12 protein-coding genes are annotated in these 11,548 nt (G+C 71.1%); 4 read left to right on the forward strand and 8 right to left on the reverse strand.

The genetic code is table 11. The features are described from left to right. Positions 1-14: 14 nt before the first annotated feature. From ACFYXC_RS20860 to ACFYXC_RS20895, 8 genes are all read right to left on the reverse strand, one after another. The gene (locus ACFYXC_RS20860) at positions 15-2,309 is read right to left on the reverse strand and encodes an FdhF/YdeP family oxidoreductase (protein ID WP_389553572.1); all 2,295 of its coding nucleotides are present in this window, start codon (positions 2,307-2,309) and stop codon (positions 15-17) included. A gap of 86 nt (positions 2,310-2,395) precedes the next feature. Further along, a complete protein-coding gene (locus tag ACFYXC_RS20865; RefSeq protein WP_388919253.1) occupies positions 2,396-2,920 on the reverse strand; it encodes an SRPBCC family protein in 525 nt (174 codons plus the stop codon). Between the two features lie 205 nt (positions 2,921-3,125). Continuing rightward, positions 3,126-3,701, reverse strand: coding sequence for a hypothetical protein (locus tag ACFYXC_RS20870; RefSeq protein WP_389553573.1), 576 nt, complete (start codon positions 3,699-3,701; stop codon positions 3,126-3,128). Beyond that, positions 3,698-5,092: a hypothetical protein gene (locus tag ACFYXC_RS20875; protein ID WP_389553574.1), complete on the reverse strand. Its 1,395-nt coding sequence runs from the start codon at positions 5,090-5,092 to the stop codon at positions 3,698-3,700. The genes ACFYXC_RS20870 and ACFYXC_RS20875 overlap by 4 nt, the downstream gene beginning before the upstream one ends. Continuing rightward, positions 5,089-5,922: an ABC transporter ATP-binding protein gene (locus tag ACFYXC_RS20880; RefSeq protein WP_389553575.1), complete on the reverse strand. Its 834-nt coding sequence runs from the start codon at positions 5,920-5,922 to the stop codon at positions 5,089-5,091. Before ACFYXC_RS20880 ends, ACFYXC_RS20875 begins: the two co-directional genes overlap by 4 nt. Continuing rightward, positions 5,919-6,737 (reverse strand): zf-HC2 domain-containing protein, encoded by an 819-nt coding sequence (locus ACFYXC_RS20885; protein WP_388919242.1) that lies wholly within the window; start codon positions 6,735-6,737, stop codon positions 5,919-5,921. Before ACFYXC_RS20885 ends, ACFYXC_RS20880 begins: the two co-directional genes overlap by 4 nt. Beyond that, complete coding sequence (locus ACFYXC_RS20890) at positions 6,734-7,294, reverse strand: RNA polymerase sigma factor (RefSeq protein WP_388919239.1); 561 nt, start codon at positions 7,292-7,294, stop codon at positions 6,734-6,736. The genes ACFYXC_RS20885 and ACFYXC_RS20890 overlap by 4 nt, the downstream gene beginning before the upstream one ends. A 188-nt stretch (positions 7,295-7,482) precedes the next feature. Continuing rightward, positions 7,483-7,863: a hypothetical protein gene (locus ACFYXC_RS20895; protein ID WP_389553576.1), complete on the reverse strand. Its 381-nt coding sequence runs from the start codon at positions 7,861-7,863 to the stop codon at positions 7,483-7,485. Positions 7,864-8,072: 209 nt separating this feature from the next. Here ACFYXC_RS20895 and ACFYXC_RS20900 point away from each other — a divergent pair, with 209 nt between their 5' ends. From ACFYXC_RS20900 to ACFYXC_RS20915, 4 genes are all read left to right on the forward strand, one after another. Next, positions 8,073-8,351 (forward strand): polyprenyl synthetase, encoded by a 279-nt coding sequence (locus ACFYXC_RS20900; RefSeq protein WP_388919234.1) that lies wholly within the window; start codon positions 8,073-8,075, stop codon positions 8,349-8,351. Continuing rightward, positions 8,341-9,402, forward strand: coding sequence for a polyprenyl synthetase family protein (locus ACFYXC_RS20905; protein ID WP_389553577.1), 1,062 nt, complete (start codon positions 8,341-8,343; stop codon positions 9,400-9,402). Before ACFYXC_RS20900 ends, ACFYXC_RS20905 begins: the two co-directional genes overlap by 11 nt. Before the next feature lie 99 nt (positions 9,403-9,501). After that, a complete protein-coding gene (locus ACFYXC_RS20910) occupies positions 9,502-10,662 on the forward strand; it encodes an oxygenase MpaB family protein (RefSeq protein WP_389553578.1) in 1,161 nt (386 codons plus the stop codon). Positions 10,663-10,826: 164 nt separating this feature from the next. Further along, entirely contained in the window at positions 10,827-11,525 is a 699-nt protein-coding gene (locus ACFYXC_RS20915) for a LuxR C-terminal-related transcriptional regulator (RefSeq protein ID WP_389553579.1), read from the forward strand. The last annotated feature ends 23 nt before the right edge of the window (positions 11,526-11,548 follow it).

Below are 11,548 nucleotides of genomic sequence, written 5' to 3' on the forward strand. Positions count from 1 at the left end.
CCAGAAGAAACGCCCTAGGCCGGCCCGACGGGTTCCAGGCGGACCACGACCGCCTTCGACGTCGGCTGGTTGCTCTTGTCCGCCACGCTGTCCAGCGGGACCAGGACGTTGGTCTCGGGGTAGTACGCGGCCGCGCACCCCCGGGTGGTGGGGTAGGGGACCACGCGGAAGTTCTCGGCGCGGCGCTCGGCGCTGTCGGCCCACACGCTCACCAGGTCGACGTGCTGCCCCTCGGTGAGGCCCAGTCCGGCCACGTCCTCCGGGTTGACGAGCACCACCCGGCGGCTTCCGTGGATGCCCCGGTAGCGGTCGTTGGACGTGTAGGGGACGGTGTTCCACTGGTCGTGGGAGCGCAGGGTCTGCAGCAACAGGTGCCCCTCGGGCGCCTGCAGCATCGCGAAGTCGTTGGTCGTGAACAACGCCTTGCCGACGTCGTTGTGGTAAACGCCCTCGTTGACCGGGTTCGGCAACTGGATGCCCCCGGGGCGCGTCACCCGCCGGTTGAAGTCGTGCAGCCCCGGGACGATGCGGGAGATACGGTCACGGATCGCGCCGTAGTCGGCCTCGAACTGCTCCCAGGGGATGTCGCCCGTACCGTCCAGGGTGTGGCGGGCGAGCCGGCACAGGATGGAGATCTCACTGAGCAGCAGTGGGGAGGCGGGCTGCAGGCGCCCTTGGGAGGTGTGCACCTCGCTCATCGAGTTCTCGACGGTGACGAACTGCTCCCCGTCGGCCTGGACGTCCCGTTCGGTGCGGCCGAGGGTCGGCAGGATCAGCGCGGTCTCGCCGCACACGGTGTGGGACCGGTTGAGCTTGGTGGAGATGTGGGCCGTGAGACGGCAGTTGCGCATGGCCTCTTCGGTGATCTCGCTGTCCGGGGCGGCCCGGACGAAGTTGCCGGCCAGGGCGAGGAAGAACTTCACACGGCCCTCGCGCATCGCCCTGATCGCGTTGACGGAGTCCAGCCCGTGGGCGCGCGGCGGGTCGAAGGCGAACTCCGCCTGGAGGGCGTCCAGGAAGTCGTCCGGCATCTGTTCCCAGATGCCCATCGTGCGGTCGCCCTGCACGTTGCTGTGCCCGCGTACGGGGCAGGCGCCGGTGCCGGTCCTGCCGACGTTCCCGCGCAGCAGCAGGAAGTTGACGATCTCCCGGATGGTGGGGACCGCGTGCTTGTGCTGGGTGATCCCCATCGCCCAGCAGACGATGACGCGTTCGCTGCGCAGCACCTCGTCCCGGACCTGCTCGATCTCCTCGCGGGTCAGGCCGGTCGCGGCGAGGATGTCGTGCCACTCGACGGTGCGGGCGTGCTCGGCGAACTCCTCGAAGCCCTTGGTGTCGGTACGGATGAAGTCGTGGGCGAGCACCTGGCCCGGCCGCGCGTCCTCGGCCTCCAGCAGCAGCCGGTTGATCCCCTGGAACAGCGCCAGGTCGCCTCCGTTGCGGATGTGGAGGAACCGGTCGGCGATCTGGGTGCCCTTGCCGATCACCCCGCTGGGCTTCTGCGGGTTCTTGAACCTCAGCAGTCCGGCCTCGGGGAGGGGGTTCACCGCGATGATGCGGGCCCCGTTCCGCTTGGCCTGCTCCAGGGCGGACAGCTGGCGCGGGTGGTTGGTTCCGGGGTTCTGTCCCACCACGAAGATCAGGTCGGCGTGGTGCAGGTCGTCGAGGCTGACCGTTCCCTTGCCGGTGCCGAGCGTCTCGTGCAGGGCGAAGCCGCTGGACTCGTGGCACATGTTGCTGCAGTCGGGCAGGTTGTTGGTACCCAGCGCCCTGACGAACAGCTGCAGGAGGAACGCGGCCTCGTTGCTGGCCCTGCCCGAGGTGTAGAACACGGCCTCGTCGGGGGTGTCGAGCGCCTTCAGTTCCGCGGCGAGCAGGTCGAAGGCGTCGTGCCAGCTGATCGGCTGGTACGAGTCGGAGCCCGGCCGTTTGACCATCGGCTCGGTGAGCCGTCCCTGCTGGTTCAGCCACTGGTCGGAGCGGCGGCCCAGCTCGGAGACCGTGTGCCTGCGGAAGAACTCGGCGGTGACCCGCCGTGACGTCGCCTCGTCGTTGATGTGCTTGGCGCCGTTCTCGCAGTACTCGTTGCGGTGCCGGTGGCCCGGCGAGGGATCGGCCCAGGCGCACCCGGGACAGTCGATGCCACCCACCTGGTTCATGGTCAGCAGCGTCTCCCCGGTACGCCGGGGGGAGGTCTCCTCCAGGGAGTACTCCAGGGCGTGCACCACCGCGGGCACGCCTGCGGCCCACTTCTTCGGCGGGGTCACGGTCAGAGTCTCGTCCGGTTCGTCGCCGGGCGCCTTCTTCATCGGGTCTGCCTCTCGCTCACGCTGCTGCCGTACACGTACACGTACACGTACGCGGCCGACGGGCCGACGCGGGCCCCGGCCCGGGATCAGCCGACGGGCCAGCGGGCCACCCGGCTCCTGTGCGGCTTCGGTTCGTCGGGCCGTACGCGTCCGTCGCTGATGGTGCCCCGCCAGGCCCCGCTCTCCGCGCCGAGCCCTTCGATGTACGTCTTGAAGTGCCGGAGCTCTCGGCGTACGACACGGCTGACCAGCTTGGGGAGGCCACCCAGCACGCCGGTGGCGGCGTGCGGACCGACCTCGATCTCGATCCGGACCGTGACCGCCGTACCGTCCTCCGCGGTGGGCCGGAAGGACACCTCGCCGCTGTGGACAGTGTGCCGTTCGAGACTTCGCCAGGTCACGTGGGAGTCGGGTTCCTGTTCCACGATCTCGGCCTGGAACTCGCGGCGCAGCGGTCCGGCCCCGAGCGTCCAGGTGAGGAGCGCGGGCCGGACCTGATCGACCTTCTTCACCACGGTCATGAACCGGGGAAAGCTCTTGAACTGGGTCCACTGGTTGTACGCGGTACGCACCGGGACCGCGACCTCGATCGTTTCCTCAACGCTGTACATGGCCCACCCATCGTCAGGCGCCGTTCGCCTCAGTCTCGTCGCACGTCCGGCAGGTCGCCACACGTCGCTCCCGCCCCTGGCGGACCGACGGCCCGCCGCCGGCCGGCCTCGGCACGCGCCCCGTCCTCGCCGCGCACCCGGGTACCCGTCATCCGGATTCCCTAACGAGGGACGGGACGCGCCTCGATCGTCAGGACTTCCCCGGTCAGCGCCTGGGGCCCGCGAGGGCGTAGGCGGCGGTACCGACGACGGTGAGCGTCAGGGCCGTCCAGGTGCCCGCGGCCGTGCCGGGCGGCAGCAGCATCCAGGTCGCCACCTGCATCGGCACACCGGTCGAGGGCGGGGCGAAGAACGAGAACGCGAGCCAGGCGAACGGCAGCGTCCACGCGTAGTGGCCTCCCGAGAGCGCCGCGCCCAGGGCGGCCAGGCCCATCAGGCCCGCGCTGTCCCGGACGACGAACGCGGTGGTGGCCATGGACTCGCCCAGTGTCTGTACGGTCAGCAGCGTCGCGGCGACGACCGCCCCGGCGAGCAGCACGTGCGCCGCTCTGCGGGGCACCCAGCGGATCGCGGCCGTCCGGTCCAGCGCGGGGTCCTGCCCGCTGAGTCCGACCGAAGCGGCCATCGCCCCGGCAGCGAGGACGAGTGCGGGCAGCCGCGGATCGGCGGGCTCCCCGCCGCCGTCCCGGGTGAGTGCCCACACCGTCACCGCGCTGATCAGCAGCGCGGCGAGCGACGCGGGTATCTGCCGTGAGCGCGCGTACAGCGTCAGCCATCTCATCGGGACTCACCGCCCGTCAGGGCGCCGAGCACGTCGCTCTCGCAGGAGAGCGCGGCGGCGCGCATCGCGTTGATCCGTGCGAGCTGTTCGTCCTGCGGCAGGGCTTTGAGCTTCTGCCAGACGGGACGGGCCTCGGCCAGTTGTTCGGCCGGGCGGCGGCCGGTGCCACCGAGCGGTTCGAGGCCGTCACCGGTGACCCAGCCCACCGCGATGATCTGCGAGGCGGCGTCGGTGGTGCCGCTCCAGCCGACGGGGATGCACGCCGGCACCATGCTCTGGGCGATCAGGGCCCGGGTCAGTTCCTCGCCCTTCGCGGCGGTGATGATGCCGTCGTCGAAGTCGAAGAGGACGGTCTCGCGGGACCACCGCGGCATGGAGCCCTCGGGCAGCACGGCGGCGTTCTCCCGGACCGAGACCGGCGCCCGGTCGCCCAGGGCAGCGTGCAGCAGGCGCAGCGCCTTCTTCCCGGGACCCGCCAGGCCGGCGAGCCGTGCCTGCTGTGTCTTCGTCACGCACACCGGTCCTTCGCACACCAGCTCCGCGGCGGCCTCGTCGACGACGTACATCCGGCCCGGGTCGGAGGGCAGCACGAGCAGGGCCGTCACCGCGCCCGCCAGGACGGGTGTCAGGGCGATCAGCCGGGCGCGCCAGGTCGCGGCGACCAGCAGCGCGAAGCCGGTCGCGGCCATACCGAGCAGCCAGACCGTCTGCCCGAGGTGTACGGAGGCGGAGAGTGTGACGAGTGCGTCACGCACCTCCTCCAGCGTCGGCGACAGCAGCGAGACCCGGTTCGGCTCCGTGTCCGTGAACCCGTCCGCCGTGGTCGTCTCCGTCCGGCCCAGGGACATGTGCATGAGAGCCGTGAACACGAAGGCGCACATGGTCAGTGCGGGCGGGGTGAGCGGGGACGGCAGTGCGCGTCCGGCCCCCATGCCCAGTACGGACCCCGCGACGAGGAAGAGCGCCCCCACCAGCGAGATCGGCAGCCAGCCGAGATGCGTGTACTCGGTGTTGCCGAGCACCTGGACCCCGCCCGCCAGGACCAGGAGCGCGAAGGCCCCGGCCAGCGTGCACGCCGTCGTGCCCGTCAGTGCGGCGGCGCGGTGCCAGGCGGGCCGTGGCGTGCTCGTCAGCAGGTCGTACATCTTGGAGCGGTGGTCGCGCAGGCCCTGCAGTGCCCCGAGCCCCACGGCCAGCGGCCACAGGTAGAACAGCAGGGAGCGGGTCCACATGGCCAGAGGTGTCCACTGGGCCGTCCACGCCGCGGTGCCGTTCCACCACGCGGCGGTGTCCAGCAGGTACAGGAAGGCCAGCGCCGGAACCAGGACCACGGCGCCGGCCCACGGGGCGACGGAACGCCTCAGTTCGATGCGCAGAACGCGGCTGTTCACCAGGTGCCTCTCTCCTGAACGGGGTTCTGCAGCAGCGCCGAGTAGCCGCGCTCCAGAGGGCTGTCGCCCACGTGCTCGGGGCCGCCCGCCGCCGCCAGTTCGTCCGGGGTGCCCTGGAAGACCAGCCGGCCCTCGGCGAAGAGCACCACGTCGGTGCAGGCGATGGCGACGTCCTCCACCAGATGGGTCGAGACGAGCACACAGCTGTCCGTACCCAGCTCCTGCAGCAGCTCGCGAAAGCGCAGCCGCTGCGCCGGGTCCAGGCCGACCGTGGGCTCGTCGAGGAGCAGGACCGTCGGGTCGTTGACGATGGCCTGGGCGATGCCGACCCTGCGCACCATGCCGCCCGACAGGGTCTTCATCCTGTCGTCGGCGCGGTCCGCCAGACCCACCCGCTCCACGGCGCGCTGCACCGCTGCGGGGATGTCCGTCTTCGGCACCTCCTTCAGCCACGCCATGTACTCGACGAACTCGCGCACCGTGAAGCGCTTGTAGTAGCCGAACTCCTGCGGCAGATAACCGATCCGGCGGCGCAGCGCACGGTGCTCGCCCCTGCCGCCCGCGGATTCGCCGAGTATCTCCAGGGTGCCCTCGGTGGGGCGCAGCACGGTCGCCAGTGTCCGGATGAGGGTGGTCTTGCCCGCCCCGTTGGGACCGAGGAGTCCGTGTACGCCGGTGCCGAGCCGCAGGTCGAGGCCGTCGACGGCCATCCGTTCTCTGCCGACCTTGACCTTCAGCCCGGTTGCCTGGATCTCCCAGGCATAGGCAGTCGGCGCGATGTCGGCCGCGCTCACCGCGGATGTCATGTGGTGTTCCTTTCCTGTGGTCATCGGTGGGCTTTCAGTCCGGCGTACGCGCCTCTGCGGGCGATCACGACACCGGTGCCGAGGGTGAGGAGCAGCGCCCACACGGGCAGCCCGTCCGTCTGCAGCGTGACGGCCGTACGGCTGGTGGCCAGGGTCGGCGCCACGACGACGGCGGCCCACACGGCGGCCAGCGCGACGGCGGCGCGGGTCACCCCGACGACACCGCCGAGCGCCAGGGTCGCCGCGGTGAAGGCCAGGCAGGGCAGCAGCCACTGAGCCACCATCACGCCCGTCGCCCAGCCGCCCACCAGCAGCGCGGGGACGACCACGCCGAGCACGGACGCGGTGCGCCGCAACACCAGGTAGAGCCCGGCCCTGGGCACCGAGGCGGTCAGTTCGTACGCCGGGTCCAGACCGCGCGACCAGGACGCCGCGACGCCGAGCACGGGCAGGACCGGCGCGAACAGCAGCACCAGTGACACCTCGCCGGAGCCGGTGCCGGCCAGGTCGAGCAGCAGGGCCAGCAGGGTCACCCCCAGGACCATGGCCAGCCACGGCACCATCGTGGGCGTCAGCCACCTCGACACCCGGGCCGTCCAGCGCCGTCCGCGCGGCATGGTGGCGGTGACCGGCAGCCTGGCTTCGAGGCCGGACCACACGGTGTCCACCAGTGCGGCGACGGCGGGCACGTGGGCGGCGACGGCGGCCGCCAGCCGGTCGCGGCAGACCCGGCATGCCTCCAGGTGTGCCTCCACGGCCCACACCTCGTCGGCGGCGAGGCCGGTGCCGCCGCGCGCGTACCCCTCGATGATCCGTGCCGACGCGTGTTCCCCGCTCATGCCAGCGCCCTCCGCATCGCGATCCGGGCCCGGCGGGCACGGGTCTTGACCGTGCCTTCGGGCAGTCCGAGCAGGACCGCGGTCTCCCGGACGGACAGCCCGTCGAGCACCATGGCCTGCAGTACCTGTCTCAACTCCGGGGCGAGGCACCGCAGCGCGTCCCCGACCTCACCGCCGACGGTCGCCGCCATGGCCTCTTCCTCGGCGGCGGGCGCCGCGTCGGGCACGGCGGCGGCCGGGGGCGGCTCCGCGTGGTGGGCCCTGCGCCGGAAGGCGTCGACCAGGCGGCGCGCCGCGATGGTCCACAGCCAGCCGGTGGCCGTCCCTCCGACGCCGGCCCCGGCGAACGCACCCGCGGCCCGCCACACCGCCAGGTAGGTCTCCTGCATGACCTCCGCGACGATCTGCTCGTCGACGCAGCGGCGGCGCAGCCGCACGGCGATCCACGGCGACGTACGCCGGTACAACTCCTCGAACGCGGCACGGTCGCCCTTGGCCACCAGCCGGACGAGACGTTCCTCGTCCAGCTCGTGCGGCGCTGCCTTGACTGATCTCACACCCGCTAGACGCCGGGGCCGGGCCGCAGGTTTTCGTTCCGGCGTGATCCGCGTCACATGCCCGTCGGCGCCCGATCCGGAGATCCGGGCGCCGACGGTGGACGATCCCGGCCCGAGCCTGTCGCGCCCCGGGCGCACGGAAACGCCCTGGGCCGCAGAAACGCCCTAGGTCCGCAGACCTGAGGAGGTCACCGGCAAGGGGTTCCGTCGTCCTCGCGCCACGTCACGTCGGTGACGGACACGGGCACGGTGAAGTAGCTTCCCTGGTGCCTGCTGACACACGCCGTGTACGCGGGTCCCTGCCCCTCGTCCTGGACGAGGACGTACGTCATCGTGACGTCGCGGGACGTGTTGTTGTAATAGATGTGGCCGCGTGCACTGCCGGACCATTCGGCGTCGGTCGCCAGCGACGGAGCCATATCGGTGTCGCCGTACCACCAATCGGGCCAGACGCAGAACGTGCCTTCCTGGCAGTTGCCGGGAGACCAGGCCGACGCGCTGGGCGCCGAGGCCATGACTCCGAGGAAGGCGGCGGGTATTGCCGCGAGGGCCATTGCTCTTAACCGCATGGAAACTCCATTCGTGAAGGATCACATTTACGCTAACGCGAAAAAGAGCTTCTTCCGGGCTAAGGAGAAATTGTCCGGTAAACCGTACGGCCGAGCGATCTGCTCACTCGATCGTGAGTTCTTCCCTTTTCACGCGCGGTGTCCCGCGATGCTCGAAAAGGCGGCGTGTGACCGACGTCGTCCCGGATGAACGCAGGTGGGGAGAACGCATGTCGCAAGAAGCGCAACGGCGCGGGAGCCTGGACGGTCAGGGACTGCTCCTGGCGGCCGGGCTGGCCGACCTGGCGGTGAGCACGCTGGGTTCGGCCCTCGGGACGGTGCGGGGGCTGCTGCGCCGCGCGGACGCCGCGGAGCTGGCCGACGAGGCCGAGCACGAACTCACGGCGCGCGGACGCCTGCTGCTGGACCGGTACGCGGTCGTACCCCCGGCCCATCTGGAGATCCTCGCCCGGCACGCCCTGGCGCGGAAGGCCGCCGATGACGGCTGACCGGTGGGAGCCGGTGGCGTTCAAGGCCCGTGTCGACGAGGTGCTGCGCCGGTTCGTGGCCCAGGAGGCCGACGAGTTCGCGGCGATCGATCCCGTCCTGGACCCGGTGGCCGGGCAGCTGGAGGCAGCGGTCGCGAACGGCAAGCGGCTGCGCGCGGCCTTCTGCTACTGGGGGTGGCGTGCGGTGGGCCAGCCGGACAGCGACGCACTGGTGCGGGCCGCCGCGTCCATGGAACTGGTGCACGCCGCCGCGGTGGTGCACGACGACCTCATCGACGACAGCCCGCTGCGGCACGGACAGCCCACGGCCCACATCGCCCTGCGCGACACCGTGGTCCGGCGCCCGGGAGCCGATGCCGACACCGCCGCGCGGTCGCTCGCGATGCTGGTGGGCAATCTGCTGATGGCGCTGGCCGGTCAGCTGTTCGCCACCAGCGGTCTGCCCGCCGCGTATCTCGTCCGGGCCCGCCCGCTGTGGTCGGTGATGGCCCGCGAACTGATCGCGGGGGAATGCCTGGAGATCCTGCGCACCGGGGCCGGTCCGGACACCGGGGCGTCGCTGAAGGTGATCCGGTACAAGACCGCCAAGTACACGGTCGAGCAGCCGTTGCTGATCGGGGGCGCGCTGGCCGGGGCGAGCGGGCGGCTGCGCGAGGGCTACTCCTCGTACGGGCTGCCGCTGGGCGAGGCGTTCCAGCTCCGGGACGATCTGCTCGGCCTGTTCGGGGACGCGGAACTCACCGGCAAGGCCAACGCCGACGACCTGCGCGGCCAGCGGCCCACGGCGCTGCTGGCAGAGACCTGGCGCCTCGCCGGCGACAGTGAGCGGAAACTGCTGCGCGCCCTGCTGGGGCGGGGCGACCTGGACGGAGACGGGCTGGAGGCGGTGCGCGAGGTGATGCGCCGGCTGAGGGCGCCCGACCGCATCGAGGACATGATCAGGGCACGGGTCGACGAGGCACTGGACGCCCTCCGGGGGCTGGACGTACCGACGCAGGCCGCCACCGCCCTGACCGTGCTCGCGCACTCGGTGACGGCCCGCCTGTCCTGATCGCGCACCGCATGCCGCGGACCGGACCCACGTCCTTCCGTGATGCCGTTGCCCGCCACCGCCGCAGCGGACCGTCCAGCGAAACCGAGGAGCCCTGTCATGACCTACACCGAGGCATCGATGAACGCCCTGCGGCAGGAGGGCGACGAACTCGCCGACGCCACCGTCGCCGAGCTGTTCGCCCGCGGGGAGGTGGGGAAGTTCAACACCCTGATGCGTTACGTGTCCACCGTCGGCGCTCCCCTGCCGGACGGACTGCCCGACGTGGCGCGCGAGTACCTGGAGGCCACCAGCACCCCACCGGCGTGGGTGGACTGGTCGGAGATGGAGAAGGCCCGGCTGTTCTTCATCGACAACAACGTGCACATCTCCACCGCGCTGTCCTTCGCCTCCATGCCCGCCTGCTACGTCGTCCCGCACGTGGCGAAGCTGCTGTCGGCCACCCACGGGCTGAAGTACCCCTCCAAACGCCTCGCCGAGACAGGCCAGTTCACCGTCTACCTCATGCAGCCCGACGCCTTCGAGGCCGGCAGCCGCTTCATCCCCGCCGCCCAGAAGGTCCGCCTCCTGCACGCCTCCATCCGCCACCACCTGCGGCGCGAGAACCGCTGGGACACCGGGGCCGACGGCACGCCGATCTGCCAGGAGGACGTGATCGGCGGGCAGATGTTCTTCTCCCTGCTGGTACTGGACAGCCTGCACCGCCTCGGCGTCCACATGTCGGCGGAAGGCGCGGAAGCCTACTACTACGCCTGGCGCGTCGTCGGGGCCATGCTCGGCGTCGACCAGGACGCCGTCCCCAAGACCCTCGACGACGCCCGCGAGTTCCTCGACCTGTACATGATCCGGCACATGGGGCCTTCCCCGGAGGGCACACACCTGACCAGGCAACTGCTCGACCTCTACGAGGAGGTGGTGCCCGGCACCTTCTTCGACCCGGTCGTCGGCGCCCTCATCCGCCATCTCATCGGCGACACCTGCGCCGACTGGCTCGAAGTCCCCCGCACCCCGTGGGACACCGCCGTCAAGGCCGTGCCCCACCTCCTCGGTGTCCTGGAGACCATCGAGGACAGCTCCCCGCTCGGCGCCTGGGCCCTGGACCGCCTCGGCCACCTCACCACCGTCCTCGAACTGTCCTCGCTGACCCGCGGACGCGTCATGCACTACGCCATTCCCGAACAGCTGAAGAAGGACTACGGCTACTCCACCACGGTGCACCGCACCCGCCGGTGGACCCCGCCGGCCGCCACGGTCTCCTGACCACCGCCCCCATCCCGTGCCCCGCGGACCGCAGGTCACCAGCAGTCGGTAACCGCCCGCCCGTCAGGGCAAGTTCTACGCTTTCACTCGAACGTCGACAACGACGGTGTGCGGCACGCTCTTCACTGCGCCGCACGCCGGCTCGGGTGCAAGGGTGGGTCAGAGTGGCCGATACGGTCCATGAGGTCGGTACGCGCGTGGTGCTGATAGAGAGCATTCCCCTGATCCTCGGCGGCTTGCGTTCCGCGCTGGAGGAAGGGGGGATCACCGTTGCCGCAGGGACCCACGACCCGCACGCCGGTGTGCGGGCGGCACGGGAGGAGAAGCCCGACGTGGTCATCGTCGACCTCGACCTGCCCGCCCGCGCGGGCGTCGGGGCGCTCCAGCAACTGCGCCGGCAGGACCCCGCACTGGGACTGATCGCCTCGGTGTCCCCGGAGCGTGACGACGACAGCCTGCTGCTGACCACGCTGCTGGCGGGGGCCACCGGCTACCTGCGCAAGGACACGGAGACGGCGGACCTCCTGCGCACCGTGCGGGCCGTCCAGCGGGGGTACCTCACGCTGGGTCCACGGGCCGGCGGCGACTTCTCCGCCCTTCTGGTACGCCTGGCGGAGGCCGACAGGACTCTCCCGTTCCCGGCGTTGACGGACCGGGAACGGGAGGTGCTGCGGCTGGTCTCGTTCGGCTACGGAAACCGGCGCATAGCGCAGGAGTTGTTCATATCGGAGAAGACCGTGCGCAACTACGTCTCGGCCATCCTTCCGAAGATCCAGGTGTCCAGCCGGCTGGAGGCCATCGTGTCCGCCCGGCTGGCCGGCCTGGAGACGGCCGGCCCCGGCACGAGTTCGGCAGGTGTGTAGGCCCACCGGCGGAACACCTGAAC

The organism is Streptomyces sp. NPDC002701 (assembly GCF_042889045.1).
Lineage (GTDB): Bacteria > Actinomycetota > Actinomycetes > Streptomycetales > Streptomycetaceae > Streptomyces.

Excerpts from the sequence above, each read along its gene's own strand:
- ACFYXC_RS20860 (WP_389553572.1), bottom strand. The coding sequence starts at position 2,309 with ATGAAGAAGGCGCCCGGCGACGAACCGGACGAGACTCTGACCGTGACC.
- ACFYXC_RS20865 (WP_388919253.1), bottom strand. The coding sequence starts at position 2,920 with ATGTACAGCGTTGAGGAAACGATCGAGGTCGCGGTCCCGGTGCGTACC.
- ACFYXC_RS20870 (WP_389553573.1), bottom strand. The coding sequence starts at position 3,701 with ATGAGATGGCTGACGCTGTACGCGCGCTCACGGCAGATACCCGCGTCG.
- ACFYXC_RS20880 (WP_389553575.1), bottom strand. The coding sequence starts at position 5,922 with ATGACCACAGGAAAGGAACACCACATGACATCCGCGGTGAGCGCGGCC.
- ACFYXC_RS20885 (WP_388919242.1), bottom strand. The coding sequence starts at position 6,737 with ATGAGCGGGGAACACGCGTCGGCACGGATCATCGAGGGGTACGCGCGC.
- ACFYXC_RS20895 (WP_389553576.1), bottom strand. The coding sequence starts at position 7,863 with ATGCGGTTAAGAGCAATGGCCCTCGCGGCAATACCCGCCGCCTTCCTC.
- ACFYXC_RS20900 (WP_388919234.1), top strand. The coding sequence starts at position 8,073 with ATGTCGCAAGAAGCGCAACGGCGCGGGAGCCTGGACGGTCAGGGACTG.
- ACFYXC_RS20905 (WP_389553577.1), top strand. The coding sequence starts at position 8,341 with ATGACGGCTGACCGGTGGGAGCCGGTGGCGTTCAAGGCCCGTGTCGAC.
- ACFYXC_RS20910 (WP_389553578.1), top strand. The coding sequence starts at position 9,502 with ATGACCTACACCGAGGCATCGATGAACGCCCTGCGGCAGGAGGGCGAC.